General features: G+C 59.8%; 16 protein-coding genes. 7 read left to right on the top strand and 9 right to left on the bottom strand.

Going from position 1 to position 17,336, the window contains the following annotated elements; all coding sequences use genetic code 11:
* Positions 1-9: 9 nt before the first annotated feature.
* The 3 genes from VWY75_RS00455 to VWY75_RS00445 all read right to left on the bottom strand — a co-directional run bounded on the left by VWY75_RS00455 (position 10) and on the right by VWY75_RS00445 (position 4,221).
* Positions 10-1,503, bottom strand: a complete 1,494-nt coding sequence (locus VWY75_RS00455; RefSeq protein ID WP_416538044.1) for a PLP-dependent aminotransferase family protein — start codon at positions 1,501-1,503, stop codon at positions 10-12.
* Between the two features lie 83 nt (positions 1,504-1,586).
* On the bottom strand, positions 1,587-2,393 hold the full coding sequence (gene dmdD / locus VWY75_RS00450; protein WP_416538043.1) for a methylthioacryloyl-CoA hydratase: 807 nt from the start codon (positions 2,391-2,393) through the stop codon (positions 1,587-1,589).
* Between the two features lie 55 nt (positions 2,394-2,448).
* Entirely contained in the window at positions 2,449-4,221 is a 1,773-nt protein-coding gene (locus tag VWY75_RS00445; RefSeq protein WP_416538042.1) for an acyl-CoA dehydrogenase, read from the bottom strand.
* 121 nt (positions 4,222-4,342) lie between these two features.
* Between VWY75_RS00445 and VWY75_RS00440 the strand changes: the two genes are divergently transcribed.
* From VWY75_RS00440 to VWY75_RS00410, 7 genes are all read left to right on the top strand, one after another.
* Complete coding sequence (locus tag VWY75_RS00440) at positions 4,343-5,380, top strand: AraC family transcriptional regulator ligand-binding domain-containing protein (protein WP_416538041.1); 1,038 nt, start codon at positions 4,343-4,345, stop codon at positions 5,378-5,380.
* A 154-nt stretch (positions 5,381-5,534) separates the two neighbouring features.
* Positions 5,535-7,805 carry a glycosyltransferase family 2 protein gene (locus VWY75_RS00435; protein WP_416538040.1) on the top strand — a complete coding sequence of 757 codons (2,271 nt, stop codon included), beginning with the start codon at positions 5,535-5,537 and terminating at the stop codon, positions 7,803-7,805.
* Between the two features lie 110 nt (positions 7,806-7,915).
* Positions 7,916-8,302 carry a Fur family transcriptional regulator gene (locus tag VWY75_RS00430; RefSeq protein ID WP_416538039.1) on the top strand — a complete coding sequence of 129 codons (387 nt, stop codon included), beginning with the start codon at positions 7,916-7,918 and terminating at the stop codon, positions 8,300-8,302.
* Between the two features lie 24 nt (positions 8,303-8,326).
* The gene (gene zrgA / locus VWY75_RS00425) at positions 8,327-8,980 is read left to right on the top strand and encodes a zinc uptake protein ZrgA (protein WP_416538038.1); all 654 of its coding nucleotides are present in this window, start codon (positions 8,327-8,329) and stop codon (positions 8,978-8,980) included.
* Between the two features lie 6 nt (positions 8,981-8,986).
* Positions 8,987-9,682, top strand: coding sequence for an ABC transporter ATP-binding protein (locus tag VWY75_RS00420; protein ID WP_416538037.1), 696 nt, complete (start codon positions 8,987-8,989; stop codon positions 9,680-9,682).
* Positions 9,679-10,929, top strand: a complete 1,251-nt coding sequence (locus VWY75_RS00415) for an ABC transporter permease (protein ID WP_416542522.1) — start codon at positions 9,679-9,681, stop codon at positions 10,927-10,929. The genes VWY75_RS00420 and VWY75_RS00415 overlap by 4 nt, the downstream gene beginning before the upstream one ends.
* 22 nt (positions 10,930-10,951) lie before the next feature.
* Positions 10,952-11,452, top strand: coding sequence for a DUF3299 domain-containing protein (locus VWY75_RS00410; protein WP_340547655.1), 501 nt, complete (start codon positions 10,952-10,954; stop codon positions 11,450-11,452).
* Between the two features lie 177 nt (positions 11,453-11,629).
* On the opposite strand, the gene VWY75_RS00405 is transcribed toward VWY75_RS00410, so the two are convergent.
* Genes VWY75_RS00405 through VWY75_RS00380 form a run of 6 tightly spaced genes read right to left on the bottom strand, consistent with a single transcriptional unit; the run spans position 11,630 to position 17,333 of the window.
* Positions 11,630-12,742 carry a class II histone deacetylase gene (locus VWY75_RS00405; protein ID WP_416537999.1) on the bottom strand — a complete coding sequence of 371 codons (1,113 nt, stop codon included), beginning with the start codon at positions 12,740-12,742 and terminating at the stop codon, positions 11,630-11,632.
* 26 nt (positions 12,743-12,768) lie between these two features.
* A complete protein-coding gene (locus VWY75_RS00400; protein ID WP_416537998.1) occupies positions 12,769-14,097 on the bottom strand; it encodes an outer membrane beta-barrel protein in 1,329 nt (442 codons plus the stop codon).
* A gap of 32 nt (positions 14,098-14,129) precedes the next feature.
* Positions 14,130-15,056: a branched-chain amino acid ABC transporter permease gene (locus VWY75_RS00395; protein ID WP_416537997.1), complete on the bottom strand. Its 927-nt coding sequence runs from the start codon at positions 15,054-15,056 to the stop codon at positions 14,130-14,132.
* Positions 15,053-15,922: a branched-chain amino acid ABC transporter permease gene (locus VWY75_RS00390; RefSeq protein ID WP_416537996.1), complete on the bottom strand. Its 870-nt coding sequence runs from the start codon at positions 15,920-15,922 to the stop codon at positions 15,053-15,055. The genes VWY75_RS00395 and VWY75_RS00390 overlap by 4 nt, the downstream gene beginning before the upstream one ends.
* Positions 15,919-16,623, bottom strand: coding sequence for an ABC transporter ATP-binding protein (locus VWY75_RS00385; protein ID WP_416537995.1), 705 nt, complete (start codon positions 16,621-16,623; stop codon positions 15,919-15,921). Before VWY75_RS00385 ends, VWY75_RS00390 begins: the two co-directional genes overlap by 4 nt.
* The gene (locus tag VWY75_RS00380; RefSeq protein WP_416537994.1) at positions 16,620-17,333 is read right to left on the bottom strand and encodes an ABC transporter ATP-binding protein; all 714 of its coding nucleotides are present in this window, start codon (positions 17,331-17,333) and stop codon (positions 16,620-16,622) included. The genes VWY75_RS00385 and VWY75_RS00380 overlap by 4 nt, the downstream gene beginning before the upstream one ends.
* Positions 17,334-17,336: the final 3 nt, after the last annotated feature.

The raw sequence follows: 17,336 nt of genomic DNA, 5'->3' as shown, positions 1-17,336 counted from the left end.
GGTCTGGTTTCATGCACGTAAGGCCGCCGCTAGATCCTGAACGCCTTGGTCAAGTGTGTCTTCTGAGAACCCTGCAAAGCCCATGACCAGCCCTTGCATGTTGGGCGTCTGTGCAAAAAATGACGACAGCGGTCTGACGGAAACCCCGGCCAAATCGGCGCGCTGTGCAGCCTCGACATCGCTCATGCGGCTCTCGAGCGAAGATGTGAGCCTTGCCACCAAGTGCATTCCGGCAGGTACCGGATCCACGGTCAGTAGATCGCCTGCATGGACGCAGATCGCCCGCAGCAGCGCCGCATGTCGTTTTGCGTAGAGGCGCCGCATCCGCCGGATATGGGTGGCAAAATCGCCGCTCTGCATGAAACGGGCCAGCACGGGTTGCAGCATGAGTGACGCCTGCGGGTCGGTCTGTTCCAGCACGGCTTTGACCTGCGACAAAAGTGGTTCTGGAAAAACCACAAACCCTAGCCTTAGTGCAGAAAAGACCACCTTGGAGAAGCTGCCGACGTAGATCACCCGATCCTGATTGTTGAGGCTCATCATCGCCGGGAGCGGTCGACCCTGAAATCGATACTCACTGTCAAAGTCGTCCTCGATCACATAGGCCTGTCTCGCGACGGCCCATTCGATCAGTTCCAGTCGGCGGGAAAGCGGCAATGTCACGCCCAGCGGGTACTGACGCGACGGTGTCACAATCGCCGCTTTTGCCCTCGGTGTGGCTAGCAGTGCGCTCTTGATGTCGAAGCCCGACTGATCAACCGGCGACGGCACTGGGATTAGCCGGTTGTGATGCAAAGCGCGATTGAGGATCATATACCCGGGATCTTCGGTCAGGACCTCATCGCCTTCGCTCAACACGGCAGCCGCGATCAGGCCAATCGCTTCGACGACACCGGAGGTGATGAAGATCTGCTCTGGCGTGCAGGGCAAGCCACGCCATTCTCGCAAATGATCGGCAATCGCGCTGCGCAGCGGTGGCCAACCAAAAGGATCGACGCGCGCCAGCAACGCGGCTTCGGGCATACGCCAGGTTTTGTCGTGGTGGCGGCTCCATTGGCGGTATGGAAACAGTGCGATCTCAGATGCGGAGATATCAAAGGTTCGGAACTGTGCGGGCATGTCGGGAGTAGCGTCCGGCATGGCTGCGTCTGTATCCTGCGGGCCTGGTGCTCCTGGCGATCCCGGCAGCTGTTCGGGCAATTCTGCTTCGACGTAGACACCGGATCTGGCGCGCCCTTCCAGATAGCCCTCGCTGATCAACTGATCGATCACGGCGGAGACCGTCACCCGTGACACCGAGAGTTCATCAGCCAATGTCCGGCTTGATGGGAGCTTTGACCCTGGCGAAAGCACATGCTCGAGAATCAGGCGTCTCAATTGAGACAGCAGCTGTGCCTGCAACGTTTCTGGTCCGTCGCGATCCAGTGAAAGGGAGAGCAGTGCCGCTCCTGATCTGGCCTTAGTCATAGCACAACTATTGATAAGTTCGATCAGACCAGTCAAGGCGAGAACTGTCTTTGTGGCCGCTGCCCCCCGAATGGTAGGTCCCACCCACCCTGATCCGGATGGGCGAGAGGAATACTGCGTTATTCATTCGGACGAACGCGTGCAGCCGTTTTGTTCGCAAAGGCTTCAAGCCGTGCCCGTGCCGCGGGCTGCGTGTTCACAACACCGGCGACCACCGCTTCGGCATAGGCGGCATCCATACCGGACATATTGTTGAGATGGCTGATTGCGGAACAGATCGCGTAGTTGGTCAACGGCAGGTTTTCCGCCGCGCGATCGGCAAGTTCCAATGCCTTGTCAAAGCTGGATCCATCAGTGATGTATTGCGCCAGCCCAAGGTCAACGGCCTCCTGCCCCTGATAAACACGTCCCATCAGGATCATGTCGATCATCCGTGATTTGCCAATCAAATCAGAGACACGGATGGTCGCGCCGCCACCGGTGAAAATGCCACGCTGGCCCTCTGGCAGCGCGAAATATGTGGTTTGGTCCATCACCCGGATATGGGCTGCGCTGGCCAGCTCAAGACCGCCGCCAACAACCGCGCCCTGCAGGGCTGCGATGACGGGAACCCCGCCATATTCCATCTTGTTGAATGCTTCGTGCCAGCGCAGGCAGACATGCATGAATTCGTCCGGGCTGCGATCCTCTTTCCAATGTTCGACGAGGTCCAGACCTGCACAGAAATGGTCCCCCGCCCCGGCCAGCACCACCGCCTTTACACCGTTGCGATGTGCACCGCTGAAGAACTGAACCAGCTCTTCAATGGTTGCGGTGTCCAGCGCGTTTCGTTTCGAGGGGCGGTTGAGTTTTACGACACAGACACCGTTGTCGCGCACGTCGATGGCGAGGTTCTGATAGGAGCTGAAGCTGTCTTTTGCCAACATGGCGGGATCCTTTTCGGATTAAATGGGTGCCCTTGGGCGGGTATGCTGCGGAAGGTCAGAGTCGGCTTGTCTCGTCGAGGAGACTCGATGCACCGTTGATGATCCGGGCCCGGTCGCTTTCGCATTCGACCAGGACATGCCGGGCGAAGATCTGGGCGGTGGTGATTTTTTGTGCCATGAATTCAGGCTCGCTGCCCTGTTCCAACTCAATCTCGGCAGCACGCGCCGCGCGTGCCAATTGCCATCCGGCCGCAAGCGTCCCGGTTAGATTGAGGAAAGGGACGCTGCCGGCAAAGGCGGACCTGAGATCATCGCTGCCAATGTCCAGCAACCAGTCCAGGCTGGCATCAAACGCTGCCCGCGCATCGCCAAGACATTTCGCGATGTCCTGCGCCTTCGGGCTCCCAGTTTTCAGGGCGCTTTCGGTCTCTGCAATCATGGCCGAGAACCGGCGCGCTGTCTGTCCGCCATCTCGCAGCACCTTGCGTCCCAATAGGTCATTCGCCTGAATTGCCGTGGTTCCTTCGTAAATCGGCAAGATCCTGGCATCCCGGTAGAATTGCGCGACGCCGGTCTCTTCGATGAAGCCCATTCCGCCATGGACCTGCACGCCGAGGGAGGCCACTTCGACCGCTCGCTCGGTGCAGAAGGCTTTGACCAGAGGGACGAAGAATTCGGCGATCGGCGTTGCCTCTGCGCGCGTGCTGTCGGTCCCGTTCCGAGACAGGTCCAACCAGCCAGCCGCTGCCATGCTGAGCGACCGGCCACCTTCGACCAGAGCCCTCATCCGCAGCACCAGTCGGCGCACATCGGGATGGCCGATGATGGTCGGAACCTGTTCAGGGTCCAGTCCGATGCCTTGTCCCTGAACCCGCTCCTGGGCGTAGGCAAGCGCGTGCTGATAGGCGCGGTCGGACAAGGCGACCCCCTGAACGCCGACGGCAAAGCGCGCGGCATTCATCATGGTGAACATATATTCCAACCCGCGGTTTTCTGCCCCGATCAGATATCCGGTGGCACCTGCATATTCCAGAACCGCTGTCGGACTTGCCCGCACCCCCAGCTTGTGTTCGATGCTCACACAGTTGACACGGTTGCGGTCGCCGGGGTGGCCATTCTCATCAACGAGGTATTTCGGCACCAGAAACAGGCTCAGCCCCCTGTGCCCCTCCGGGGCGTCGGGAGTGCGCGCGAGAACCAGATGAATAATGTTCTCGGAGAGATCATGTTCGCCATAGGTGATGAAAATCTTGGTGCCACTGATGCTGTAGCTGCCGTCCTCGCGCGGCTCAGCTTTGCAACGCACGCGACCAAGATCACTGCCGGCCTGAGGCTCGGTCAGGTTCATTGTCCCGCTCCACTTGCCGGACACCAGCGGCCGGAGATAAATTTCCTTCTGTTCATCCGTGCCAGAGAGCTCCAGCGCGTCGATGGCACCATCGGTCAGAAGTGGGCACAGGCCAAAGCTCATGTCCGACGCATTCAGGATCTCCGTCGCGGCAGCTCCGACGGCTCGCGGCAAGCCCATTCCGCCATGGTCCGCAGGGTGTGCCAGGCTTTGCCACCCCATGTCGACAAACTGCGCGTAGGCTTTTTCATAGGCTCTTGGGAGAACGACTTTGTTCCCCTCAAGTCGCGCGCCCGCCGTGTCGGCATCATGTGACAGCGGCGCGATGAGATCCCCGCAGAACCTGCCAAATTCTTCCAATGCAGCCTGAGCGTCAGCGCGTTCAATTTCGCTGTACTTGTCCAAGGACACGATCTGCGGCCATTGGGAAAGATGTTCGAGATTGAACATCAGGTCACGGATTGGAGCTTGATAAGTCATTGGCGCCTCGCTGCTGTGCTACCTGCTGTCGCGTATCTACGGTACGGCCAGTTTGCTGCCCATTCCAGAATTTGACAAACGACTTTCCGAAAGTGACAAAACAACCTAATCTGACGCAGTGATGACACACTCCGATCCAGACACGCTGGCGACCGTATCTCTGCCATTCATTGAAGACTGGCTTCTGGCTTTGCAGACCTGCTGCAACGGAGATCAGATGAGCGCTATTCTGCAACGCTGCGGTCTTGCCCCGCTGGTCAAGCCGGAGACTGTCAAACACATGGGCGCGCAGCGGGTAACCCTTGACCAGATCGTGCAGCTCTATCAGGTTGCCGCCGTTGAAACTGGTGATGAAATGACCGGTTTGTGGGACCGCATTGTCCGGCCTCGCGCGCTGCAACACCTGTTGACCACGGTGCGTGCAGCTGGAACCCTCCCGGCGGCCCTCTATCGGTTCTCCACATTCTGGAATTTGATACTTGATGACTATCAGGTTGATTTAAAATCTGAAAATACAGATCTCATTCTCAAGATCGTCCCCCGCGGATCGCCTGAGATCCAACGGTTCGGGCATATGCTTATGCTTAAGCTGGCGCATGGTCTGCTCTCTTGGCTGGCGGGCTACGAGGTGCCGGTGAAGGCCGTGCAATTTGCCTTCGATCGCCCCGAATTCGCGCAGGATTATGGTGTCGTCTTTCCAGCCGCCGTAACATTTTCTCAGGGCTGCTCGGCCATCTCATTCGACGCCCAGCAGCTGGGCGCACCTCAGCCCCGCACTGCTGCGGAGTTGGCGGAATTCCTGGACCGCGCTCCGCGTGACTGGATCTTCACCGGCTTTCGGGAGCACCGGCTTTCGCTTCAGATCCGAGAATTCCTCTACCAATCCAACTGGGAAAACTGCCGACTGAGCGATGCTGCGGCAATGCTAAATGTGACACCTCGAACATTGATGCGGCGATTAGATGCCGAGGGAGCGTCCTTCCAGTCCATCAAGGATGCACTGCGCCGCGATATCGCGATCCGCGATTTGCGAGCCGGGCAGAAGTCGATTGAAGAGATATCGCAGGATCTTGGATTTTCCTCTGCGGCAAACTTTCATCGTGCTTTCCGGCGCTGGACAGGCGGCACAACCAGCTCCTATCGAGCCCTCGATACATAGGCACCGGGCTGCTCGGGTTCAGGATACAGGCGCGACGCATAATCGAGGATCGACCCGTGGGCTGTTAGGCGGTTAATGATTGGTGGCGTTCGGATTTTTCAGGGCAGTACGAATAAATTCGTGCTATCCAAAGACAAATATCAACGGGCCTTCTATGACGCATTCAGACCTCGGGACAGGATCGGACAAAGTTCTGGAGCGCCAGTTGGGTGTACAGCAGTTTGGTGAAACCATTCTGCTAGACTGCGTTGTGATCCCCGCAGGCAACAGCCATGCCGCCAGGCTGTTCTTCAAATCAGGGACCCATTGCAACGATATTTTGGCTTCCGACGAAAACACCACCCTGAGACATCGCCCGGATTGCGTTCAGTCCCTCGATGTCGGGTTGAATAGCCCGATGGACCCGGTCGTTATCGCCGTCAACGGTCAAGAATGCCGTGTTGAGGCCCAAGCTGCTGAGACGGACCTTTTTTCCGGGCTGAACGTGATTATAGCGACGCGCAATGGTGAAAGTGCCGAAACGGCCTTTGACTGGCTGACCTACCATGTGTCTCAGCATGGGATGCAGGCAGCCGTCATCCTAGATCAAGCGCCACCTGATGAAAGTCTGCAGTTTATCGCGGCTTTGCAAGGGTTTGCTAAAGATATTGAGGGGCTCGTGCGCGTGGTCGTGGTTCATTCTGCCTGCCCGCTTGGCAAAAAAGGCCTGCCAGCTGAAGCTCATCCACTGAATGTGTTGGGTGCACCGAAACGCAGGCAGACGGCGCCGCCGGATGACCCCTGGAGGGCGCCGCTCGGTGAGTTCGTGATCTATGAGATCATTCGGGCGCGTTTTTTGGCCAGCGCCCGTGCAGTGGCCAATCTTGATTTATGCGACCTGCTGGCCTGTAACAAAGGTCCAACGATTTTTGATCGCGCGGTTCAGGTCCCTGGTAGCTACACTTGCCTGCATGGGGTGCAGAGCTATCCTTGGCGGGTGCGTCGCGGCAGAAACGCCTCATTTTCCGATCATATCTGTACGCGGTTTGATAGCGACATACGCCACCTGCGTTGGTGCGTCGCCGCGCAAGACTGCCGCGCTGACAGCATTTGGCATCAGTCACAGATCGTAGGGGCGACGCCCGACACGGATCGCATCGCCAAGTTCTCCCGCAGTATGCTCCTGCGCCATCCAACTGAGAAGCTATCGCAAATTGTCCCGAAGGCTGGCCTCGTTGAGGCGCCGGAACTCCTTGATGTGTCGTTGCAGCATTTCGGCGCAGATCCGGTTCGTATGCCCAAGGCAAAGCTTTTGCCCACTGGCGGCAGTGGAACGCGGACGGTTGTGATCACAACGATGAAGAATGAAGGGCCTTTCGTGCTGGAGTGGCTGGCCTACCACCGTGCCATCGGCGTGGATGAGGTCCTTGTTTATACAAATGACTGCAGCGAAGGCACCGACAGTCTTTTGCGGGTTTTACAGGACAAGGGCTACGTCCAGCACAGGGATAACCCATATCGCGGAACCGACCTGAAGCCGCAGCACGCCGCGTTTCAAGCGGCGGAAGAAGAACCTGTCGTTCGCACCGCGGATTGGCTTGTCTGTATGGATGTGGATGAATTCATCAATATCAGATGCGGAAATGGGCGGCTCAGCGACCTATATGCTGCGATCGGTGACGCGAATATGATCGCTATGACCTGGCGCTTGTTCGGAAATAATGATGTGTCCAGGTTCTCCGGCGCGTTAGTCACACGAGAGTTTACGCGCTGCGCCCATGAAGTCACGCGCAGGCCGCATCAGGCTTGGGGCTTTAAAACGCTGTTTCGAAATAACGGTGTCTTCAAACGTCTCGGCGTTCACCGGCCAAAGGGGCTGCAATCACAGCACTGGCAGGACATTCGATGGGTCAACGGATCGGGTCGCCCGATGCCACGGGACATATTTCGGAATGGCTGGCGCTCGACCATCGCGACCTATGGATACGACCTGGTCCAGCTCAACCATTACGCGGTGCGCAGTGCAGAGAGTTTTCTGGTCAAACGCGACCGTGGTCGGGTGAATCACGTCGAGCGCGATCAGGGATTGTCCTACTGGTTCAGAATGAACAACAACGCCGAAGACGATCGCTCGATCCAGCGCATGATGCCTGCGCTTGAGGAGGAACTGGCCCGATTGCTGACAGATCCAGACATTGCCGCTGCGCATGAGGACTGCTGCCGAAGGCATCGTGAGAGGATCAGCGAACTCAAGGCGCGCGAGGATATGCTTGCGCTGTTTCAGGACATCACAGGTGAAAAGTTGCGAAAACTCTCGAGGATGCACGCCCATTTCTGCACCAACGTGTTTCTGGGCGGCCCCGAGGTTATACCTGACGAGGTTGCCGAACGCCCCTTAGGGAGCGACTTTTTTTTCAGCGTGAAGCGGGGCGAGACCAACCATTAAGGACAGAAGCGATCCGGGATTTGCGTATGGCTGTCCCGGTGTCTGGTGTTTTAAGTCTTGCGGTTTGTTATATTATAAAATAATAACCTGGAGCAACAAAGGGGGCCATCATGCGAAAACGCGCAACGACACGCCAATCAGATGTCCTGACCGTGTTGAAGGCCTGCGACAGGCCGATGACGGCTTATCAAATTCTTGAACAGCTTCAGGTGAGCGAGCCAAGTATTGCGCCGCCGACAGTCTATCGTACGCTGTCGGCTCTGACCGATCAGGGGCGTGCGCATCGCCTTGAGTCAATCAACGCCTTTGTCCCCTGTCGCTGCGACCATGCTGAAAGCGTGCCTGTTCTGGCCATCTGCGAAGACTGCGGATCGGTAGAGGAACACGACGGCAGTGACCTGCTTCCGAAGCTTACAGAACTGACCGATAGAAATGCCTTTAAAGCCCTGCGCCATATCGTCGAAATCCACGGCCTATGTGGCACCTGTGCTGCCTGATCATTTTCCACATTGGACATTGCTATGAAACGAACTCTCTCTCTTCTCGCAATCGTTACTGCCTTGCCTGCGTTGGCCGAGGGCACCCGTCAACTTGGCGCGCATGAACACGGCGTTGGCACGCTGAACATTGCGATCGACGGGAGCACGGTATTGATGGAGTTCCAGGCGCCCGGAGCTGACCTGGTCGGGTTTGAACATGCCGCAAAGAGTGCCGCGGATCGTTCAGCAGTTGATGCTGCAATCGCCCGGCTCAGTGATCCGTTGGCCCTGTTTGTTATGTCGGACGCCGCTAGGTGCAGCGTTGGCGAGGCGAGCGCAAAGCTGGAGACTGCCAGTGGCCACGGTCAAGATGTGCATGAGGATCATGCCGAAGATGCCGGGCATGATAACAACCAACACGGTCATAACGACCACGAAGGCCACGCGGACGACAAGCATGATGACCATGAGCATGAAGGCCATGCTGAGCATCACACCGAAGAAGCAGATCACGCCGAGTTTCATGCAAATTACATGCTAAACTGCGCCGAACCTGCATCCCTGACGAATATCAGCTTCGCTTACTTCGACGCCTTTCCCAACGCGCAGAAGGTTCAGGTGCAACTGGTCGGTGCATCCGGCGCGCACGCATATCAGGTCGAACGTGGCACCCCGATCCTGACGTTGGAGCGTTGAACGTAGGTGACGGATGCAACGCTCGAAATCACTGGACTGGCCTATCGTTGGCGCGGACGAACCGGGTTCTCGCTGAGTGTCCCGCAATTCTCTCTTGCAGCGGGTGAAACAGTCCTGCTTCTGGGCGAAAGCGGGTCGGGAAAATCAACGCTGCTGTCATTGATCTGCGGTACAATCCTGCCGGATCGCGGCGAGATTTCTGTTGCCGACAGAGATATTTCCCGATTGAGCGGTGGCGCGAGAGATACGTTCAGGGCGGAGCATATCGGCGTTATCTTCCAGCAGTTCAACTTGCTCCCATTTGGATCCGTGATCGACAATATCCTGCTGCCCCTCCGCTTTGCCCCCTCACGCCGCAGGCGGGTCAGCCAGCCCGCCGCGGAGGCAGCACGCTTGTGTTCTGCCCTGGGTCTGCCCGAGCATCTTATCAACGCAAAGGCCAGGACGCTCAGCGTCGGTCAGCAACAACGCGTCGCGGTGGCCCGTGCCTTGATTGGCCAGCCCCCACTGATCATCGCGGATGAGCCGACCTCTGCCCTCGATAGCAACGCCCAGAACGCCTTTCTCGATGTGCTGTTCACACAGACTGCGTCTACGGGCTCTTCACTATTGATGGTGAGTCATGATCCCCGTCTGGGCAAAAGGTTCGACCGGGTCATCACCCTTGAGGACATCGCCGAAGTTCAGAAAGGGGTATCATGATTTTGCGGCTGGCGATTGCGTCGCTGTTTGCGCGTGCGCTGACGGTAGGCATGACAATCCTTGCTATCGCTTTGTCGGTCGCCCTTTTTCTTGGCGTCGATAAGGTGCGAACCGGGGCCAAGGCGAGCTTTGCCGACACGATTTCCGGGACCGATCTGATTGTCGGCGCCCGCTCGGGATCTGTGCAGTTGTTGCTCTATTCAGTATTTCGTATCGGGAATGCGACAAACAACGTCAGCTGGCAAAGCTATCAGGACATCGCGGGCCGGTCTGATGTGGACTGGATTGTGCCGATCTCCCTTGGCGACAGCCACCGGCAGTTCCGTGTGATGGGCACCACCCAAGAGTTTTTTGAGCATTATAGATATCGGCAAGGCAGGTCGTTGACGCTGGCAAATGGCGCCGTCATGGATGATCTTTTTGATGCGATGGTTGGGGCCGACGTCGCGTCCGCATTGGGCTACAAGGTCGGCGACCCGATCATCGTGGCGCATGGCCTTGCGTCTTTCACCGAACACAAAGATCAGCCATTCCGGGTCTCTGGAATTCTGGGAAAGACCGGTACGCCGGTTGACCGTACCGTCATCATAAGCATGGAGGCGATAGAAGCCATCCATGTCGACTGGCAGAGTGGCGCACAGATCCCCGGTCAGGCGACGCCGGTGGATGTCATCCGTCAGATGGACCTGACACCGAAAGCGATAACGGCGGCCCTCGTCGGTGTCAAAAGCCCGCTCCAGACATTTTCCCTGCAACGTTCCATCAACGAATATCGCGAAGAGCCGTTGCTGGCGATCCTGCCGGGTGTGGCCTTGCAAGAACTATGGGGTATTGTTGGCATAGCCGAAACCGCGCTTGTTGCAGTCTCGGCTATGGTGGTTGTGACCGCGCTGATCGGAATGATGGCCACGATCTTTTCCAGTCTGAATGAACGGCGCCGCGAAATGGCGATCTTTCGCGCGATGGGTGCAGGTCCGCTAACAATACTTAGCCTGCTGGTGTTGGAGGCGATGATGATGGCCACTCTCGGGGCAACACTTGGATTGGGGTTGGTATATGTAGGGTTGATCATCTCCCAACCCCTTCTCGACAGCGCGCTTGGCTTGTGGTTGCCGGTTGATGCGCCAACACTGCGCGAGTTTTGGGTCATTCTGAGCGTTATCTGTGCCGGCATGGTTGTCAGCCTCATACCTGCGATGAGAGCCTACAGAATGTCCGTTGCCGATGGTATGATGGTAAGGACGTAGTGAACTAAGCGAGGTGGACCAAATGATGAACCGCAGAACGGCGTTGATGCTCTTGTCTGGGTCGGTGGTTGCTCCAACGGTGGCCTCTGCAGCGACGCCGCGCGAGATCATGTGGGATGACCTGATCCCGCCGGGAGTTCCCTATTCGGAGATCACCGGCGAAGGCGATATGGACGTTGAGAATGACACCTGGCGGCCGATCTACGACGCAAATGCGACGAAGCTGAATGAAGAGCTGAACGGTGTGTATATCAAGATGCCAGGTTTCATCATCCCCTTCGACGTCGGAGCAAAGGGCGTGACGGAGTTCATGCTGGTGCCCTATGTCGGCGCCTGCATCCATACGCCCCCGCCCCCGGCAAACCAGCTTGTGATGGTCACCGCGACAGAACCATGGCCGGGGGATCAGCTCTGGGATCCGGTTTGGGTTACGGGAACACTGCGCACGCAACTGCAATCTACCGCGCTTGGCCAAACGGGCTATTCCATAGCCGCCGACAAGATGGAGGTCTACGTCTGGTGATGAAGCAGCTCGCCGTTTTTCGAAAGCTCCAAGCGAGGCAAGAATACCCCGCGTGAAGCCCAATCGGTCGCAGTTACTTTTTAACAAACTGTCGCGTGTGATCGCGCGGCAGTCTTGCAATTGAGCGGTGAGGCGAAGACCAGAAAACCGGCCGGCGCCGTGAGCCAGAGCTCCTGACTATGTTGATGCAATCTGCTCCGCGAACTTTATCAGCCGGTTCCGCTGAAATTCGACGAAATCGGCTGCGGGCTGGTTGGCCTCGGCAACGCCGCGGAAGGGGTCTTCGACATCGCTCTTGATGCCTGCCATGGTGGCGATCACCTCATGGGCACAGAAAGGCACCACTGCCTCGGCATAGCCGCCCTCATGCACCGCAACCAGTCTGCCACCGCACAGGTCACGCGCGGCCTTCATCACCGCGCGGGTGAGATAGGCGAACGTGCCGCTGTGGGCCGTCATTCGGCTGAGCGGATCGAAGTTATTGGCATCCAGCCCGCAGGCGATGATGATCAGATCCGGTTTGAATTCGTAAAGCGCGGGCAACACCAGCAGCTCCATCGCGTCGGCGTAAGACTGGTGGCCTGCGCCCGGCAGCAGCTCGACGTTCAAGTTGCAGTCGGCTCCTGCTCCCGCGCCGCGCTCCTCCCCCAAGCCGGAGCCAGGTGGGAAGCAGCTTTGCTGGTGAATCGAAATCGTCAGAACATCATCGCGCTCATAAAATATGTCCTGGGTGCCGTTTCCATGATGAACATCCCAGTCAAGCACCGCGACGCGGCCTAGCCCTTTTTCAGCTTTGGCGGCCTCGATCGCGATCGGGATATTAGCCAGGAGGCAGAACCCCATGGAACCATCCCGCCCAGCATGGTGCCCCGGCGGGCGCGACAGGGCATAGGCGTTCTGATAGGTTCCGTCCATCACATCGAAAACCGCCTGTCGCGCCAGCCCGGCCGACAGCGCGGCAATTTCGTAGCTGCCAGCTCCGAAAGGTGAGAACAGACCAGCGTTTCCGCCGCCCGCATCGCTGAGCGCCTTGAAACGCTCAATGTAGTCACTGCTGTGGACTCGCGCCATTTCGCATTCGGTGACGGGCCGGGCGGACTGCACGCCCAGTTGGGCGGTCAGTCCGGACACATCCATCAGCGACTTCAGCCGCCGCTTGGATTCTGGCGATTCCGCGTGACCGGCGCCAGCGGGCGGCTGCACCCAGCCCCCGACCGGCATGATCAGCGCGTGTTCGCCAGTGGTGTGCCACAGGCAATGCTCGTCAAAGTAAAATCCTGTACCCGGCATTGTCGTCTCTCCTCGATGTGCAGGTTTCAGAAGCGCAGCGTTGCGTTCAGCAGCGCGGTGAACTGGTCGTTGCGGCCGCCGCCAAACAGTGTGCCGCCGCCGTCATAGGTGTCGTAGCGAAGCTCTGGCCGGATCCGCAGCGCGGGGGTTGCCTGCCACTCCAGCCCCGCCGTCACCGCATAGACATTGCCGCCGGTGGCGCCGTTCGCGGCCCACAGGATGTTGGCGGCGTTGTCGTCGCGAAACCATTCGGCACGCCCGTTCAGGTGCAGATTGTCCGCAAGCTGGTAACGGGCCTGGGCATTGAGGCCGTACCATTCGCTTTTCTGGGTGATCGCGCCGGGGGCCGGAATATCGCCGCCCTCCTGAAAGCCGTAGCTGGCCTCAAAAGCCAGGGACAGATCAGGGTTCACCTGATGGCCAACCGTCAGGTAGGCCGCCGCCCGGTCGAGCCGTTCACCGGTGCTGCTGAGCGCGATATAGGCGGAACCGCCGCGGGACGGGCCGTAGGCATCGCCCTCGCCGTTTCCATAGATCGCCTCGAAGTCGACCCAGGTTCGGAAATCCGCACTGCGCCAGCGCAGCGCGCCGATCAGCGTCAGGCGGCTGTCTTCCACCGTGCTCCAGCCGGTCACGGCGCCCAGCTCAAAGCCCCAGAGTCCGGCTCCCTCCCGCGTGGGCAGACGAGAGCTGATCAGCACGCCGGTATGGGTCCCAGGCCCATGCTGCAGGCTGTAGGTATGGGTGGAAAACCAGTTGGGCGGGGTGAACGGCAGGCCGATTTCCTTACCAGAGACTGGCGACAGGAAGTTCCCCGCCAAGACCGTGGTGCCGCCCAGCACCGGCAGATAGACCTCAGCATAGGCCTGCGGGAAGGCCAGCTTGTTGTCATCGTCCAGATCGGAGGTGAAGTCGTCAAACCCCGCAGTACGGAAGAAGTCGGAATCCCTCCCATAGGTCGCGGTGATATTGAAACCGAACTCCACCTGCTCGCCGCGCGGCCCCGGAAACGGGCCGACCCGGGCGATAACGCCTTGCGGGCGGCCGGCCAGCGGACCGGGGCAGCTGATGCCGCGGCAGAACACCAATCCCAGCTGGTTGAGGTTCAGCCCCTCCTCGCCGGAGAAGAACGCGCCATTGCCGAGCGCTCCGTCCACGCCAGTGCTGGACGCCGTGATGGCGGTTGCATCCACCCAGCCCAAGACACCAATACGGTGGTTCTTTTCCAGGCCGTCACCCGCGATGCTGCGGAACAAGGAGCCGTAGGCGTCCGGTGGCGGCGCATCCTGAGCACGGGTAGCGGCAGGCAGCAGTGATCCGGCCAGCCAGGCGGCCAGCGTCAAACTCTTCTTCATTTTCCCCTCCTGAAGGTATGGTCTTGCAGGCCTCAGACGGCCCTTCTGATATTGGGGAGCAGGCGGTCCAGCAGGCCGCTCAGCCCCCGCGGCGCCAACAGCATCACCGCAACCGCGATGAGGCCGAGGGCAATCTGGCTCCAGCCGGGATAGGCGGCGAGCCCCTCCCGCAGGAGAACGAACAGCAGCACGCCCAGCACCGGGCCGCGGATGGTGCCAAGCCCGCCGATAACGCAGATAAAGATCGCGTTCACCGTCCAGTTGATGTCGAAGGCGGCGATTGGCGAGACATAGAGCGTGCCAAGAAAACTGATGGCGCCGGCCATGCCGCACCCCGCCGCCGAAAGGACAAAGATGGTCCCTTTGATCCGCCGGGTTTTCACCCCCAGCGAGCGGGCGGCGGTTTCGTCATCGCGCATCGCATGGACATGCAGGCCATAGGGGCTTTGCTGCAGCAGCCACAGCCCCAGACACAGCCCCGCGGACAGTGCCAGCGCAAACCAGTGCGCCGACGCGGGCAGCCAGCTGGTGTCGATCCGCCGAGCCGCATAAAGCGGCAGGCCGGACGAGCTTCCGAAGTAGTCCAGCCGGCCGACAACGATTTTTATGATCTCTGCCGCCACCCACATGCCGATGGCGAAATAGACCTCGCGCAGGCGGAACAGAACCGGGGTCAGGGCAAGCGCCAGCAGCGCCGCCCCGGCCCCGGACAACGGGACCATGATGTAGGGAGAGACAGGCAGGTCCCGTGTGACAGCAAACAAGAGGTACGCCCCGGTGGCGACAAAAGCGTGGTGGCCAAGCGACAGGAGGCCGCCATAACCCGCCAGCAGGTTCCAGCTTTGGGCGATGGCCAGCAGCACCAGCATTTCGGTCAGCAGCGCCAGCCCGCCTGCATTCAGCGCAAAAGGCGCGGCGGTAAGTGCCGTCAGCAAAAGGGCAAGAATAGCGCGGGTCATCGTGTCACCACCTTTCCGGCAAGCCCCTGCGGGCGGATGAGAAGGAAGACCAGCAGAAGCAGGTGCCCGTAGAGCAGCCCCGACGCCGGATCAAAGTAGAAGCCCGCCACATGCACCAGCGCCAGGGCGATGCCGCCAAGATAGCTGGCCCAGATTGAGCCAAGGCCGCCGATCACGATCACCTCAAAGGCGATGAGCAGCCGCTCCGCACCGGAAAACGGCGTGATCGAACTGCGTGAGGCCAGCAGCATTCCTGCCAGTGCCGCGCAGGCTGCGGAGACTGCCATGGCAATGGCAAAGATGCGTCGACGGCGGATTGCAAACAGCGCCACGGTTTCCGCATCATCCGAGGTTGCGCGCACCGCGCGCCCCAGCCGGGTCTTGCGCAGGACCAGATGCAACCCGCCGAACAGCGACAGCGACAGCAGAAAGATGCCCAGCGGCAGCCAGCCGATTGTCTGGCCTGCAATGGTGAGATTGGCGGTTTTGACCGCGCCAAGGTCGATGCTGCGGCTGTTGGCGCCATAAAGGCCGACCATGGCATTCTGCATCACTACCGACAGGCCGAATGTGACCAGAAGGGCAGGCATTGGATCGGGGCTCAGCACCCGGTTCAGCAGCTGGGTCTGCAGCAGCCAGCCAAAGGCGAAGGCGCCCGCGCAGACCAGCGGCATCAGCAGAAATGAGCTGACCGGCCAGTCCGCGCCGAGGGTGAACAGCGCCAGCGCGCCGGCAATGGCCAGCTCTCCATGAGCAATATTGGCAATCCGCATGACACCGAAGATCAGCGACAGCCCCAGCCCGAACAGCGCATAGAGCCCGCCCAGGAACAGCCCGTTCATCAGGATTTCTATGGCTGTGCTCATTGGTTCTCTCCGAAATAGGCCTGACTCACCTGCTCGAAACAGGCACCATCCGAAGCGCCTGCCAGCGACACTTGCCCGCCGAGCAGGCAGTAGAAACGGTCAGAGGCTGCCAGCGCCCTGCGGATATCCTGTTCGACCAGCACAATTGTGGTGCCGCGCGCCTTGAGGCCGGCCAAAGCCTCATACACCCGATCAACAATCACCGGCGCCAGCCCGAGGGAGGCCTCATCCACCAGCAAAAGCTCCGGGTTGGTCATCAGCGCGCGGCCGATGGCCACCATTTGCTGCTGGCCGCCCGACAGCAGACCTGCAGGTCGCTGCGCCATCGGCGCGATTTCGTCGAACAGCTGCAGCACCCGCGGCAGGGTCCAGTGGCCGCGCCGTCCGACATCGCCGCCGATCATCAGGTTTTCCGCCACGGTCAGGCTGGGAAACAGCCGACGGCCTTCCGGCACCATGGCAATGCCGCGCTGCGCCAGCGCGCCGGGATCCAGCGCCAGAATGTCCTGCCCGGCAAAGGTCAGCTGCCCCGCCTCGCGTGTGCCCAAGCCTGCAATCGCCCGCAGCAGCGTGGTCTTTCCCGCGCCATTGGCACCGATCAGCGCGACGGTCTCGCCCTTGGCTACATGCGCATCAATTCCAAACAGGGCCTGGAAATCGCCATAGCGCGCGGTCAGGTTCTGCATCTGCAACAGGGTCATGCCGCCGCCCCCAGATACAGCGCGCGCACCTGCGGGTCGGCGGCAACCACCTCCGGGCGGTCCTCAATCAGCTTGCGCCCCAGCGCCAGCATCATGATCCTGTCAGACGCTTCCTGCAGTGCGTGGGCGATATGCTCAATCCACAGGACCGCCAGCCCCGCTTCCTTCAGCCGCTTGACCAGTAGCACCATCTCGGCGGTTTCCTGATCGGTCAGCCCGCCGGACACCTCGTCCAGCAGGATCACTTTGGGGTCGGAGGCCAGTGCCTTTGCCAGTTCGAGCCGTTTGCGGTCCAACAACCGCAGCGCGGTGCCGGGATTGTTGCGGTGTGGTCCCAGACCGGTGATCTCCAGGATCTCCTCCACCCGCGCCCGTGCGGCCTTGGGCGCGATGCCGTGGCTTGCGTGCTGTGCCAGATAGAGTGTCTCTTGAACGCTGAGAGAGGCAAATGCGCGCGGCACCTGAAAGGCACGTGCCAGCCCGGCACGAACCCGCCCGGCTGTGTCCAGCCCGGTTACATCCCGCCCTGCAACATGGACCGATCCGCCATCGGCGCGTGTAACATCGGTCAGGAGATCAAAGAACGTGCTCTTGCCCGCGCCATTGCCCCCCATGATCCCAAGGCAGCTGCCCGGTGCGACGGTGACCGAGACATCCTCGATCACCCGCAGGCCGCCAAACGCCTTGCTGAGATTGCGTGCTTCCAACATGGC

Source organism: Phaeobacter sp. JH20_08, from assembly GCF_048056635.1.
Lineage (GTDB): Bacteria > Pseudomonadota > Alphaproteobacteria > Rhodobacterales > Rhodobacteraceae > Phaeobacter > Phaeobacter bryozoorum.
This window is presented reverse-complemented; position numbering and strand designations above follow the sequence as displayed.

What these genes read in the sequence shown, in the direction of transcription:
- dmdD (WP_416538043.1), bottom strand. Translation starts at nt 2,393, where the DNA reads ATGTTGGCAAAAGACAGCTTCAGCTCCTATCAGAACCTCGCCATCGAC.
- VWY75_RS00445 (WP_416538042.1), bottom strand. Translation starts at nt 4,221, where the DNA reads ATGACTTATCAAGCTCCAATCCGTGACCTGATGTTCAATCTCGAACAT.
- VWY75_RS00440 (WP_416538041.1), top strand. Translation starts at nt 4,343, where the DNA reads ATGACACACTCCGATCCAGACACGCTGGCGACCGTATCTCTGCCATTC.
- VWY75_RS00435 (WP_416538040.1), top strand. Translation starts at nt 5,535, where the DNA reads ATGACGCATTCAGACCTCGGGACAGGATCGGACAAAGTTCTGGAGCGC.
- VWY75_RS00430 (WP_416538039.1), top strand. Translation starts at nt 7,916, where the DNA reads ATGCGAAAACGCGCAACGACACGCCAATCAGATGTCCTGACCGTGTTG.
- zrgA (WP_416538038.1), top strand. Translation starts at nt 8,327, where the DNA reads ATGAAACGAACTCTCTCTCTTCTCGCAATCGTTACTGCCTTGCCTGCG.
- VWY75_RS00415 (WP_416542522.1), top strand. Translation starts at nt 9,679, where the DNA reads ATGATTTTGCGGCTGGCGATTGCGTCGCTGTTTGCGCGTGCGCTGACG.
- VWY75_RS00410 (WP_340547655.1), top strand. Translation starts at nt 10,952, where the DNA reads ATGATGAACCGCAGAACGGCGTTGATGCTCTTGTCTGGGTCGGTGGTT.
- VWY75_RS00405 (WP_416537999.1), bottom strand. Translation starts at nt 12,742, where the DNA reads ATGCCGGGTACAGGATTTTACTTTGACGAGCATTGCCTGTGGCACACC.
- VWY75_RS00400 (WP_416537998.1), bottom strand. Translation starts at nt 14,097, where the DNA reads ATGAAGAAGAGTTTGACGCTGGCCGCCTGGCTGGCCGGATCACTGCTG.
- VWY75_RS00395 (WP_416537997.1), bottom strand. Translation starts at nt 15,056, where the DNA reads ATGACCCGCGCTATTCTTGCCCTTTTGCTGACGGCACTTACCGCCGCG.
- VWY75_RS00390 (WP_416537996.1), bottom strand. Translation starts at nt 15,922, where the DNA reads ATGAGCACAGCCATAGAAATCCTGATGAACGGGCTGTTCCTGGGCGGG.
- VWY75_RS00385 (WP_416537995.1), bottom strand. Translation starts at nt 16,623, where the DNA reads ATGACCCTGTTGCAGATGCAGAACCTGACCGCGCGCTATGGCGATTTC.
- VWY75_RS00380 (WP_416537994.1), bottom strand. Translation starts at nt 17,333, where the DNA reads ATGTTGGAAGCACGCAATCTCAGCAAGGCGTTTGGCGGCCTGCGGGTG.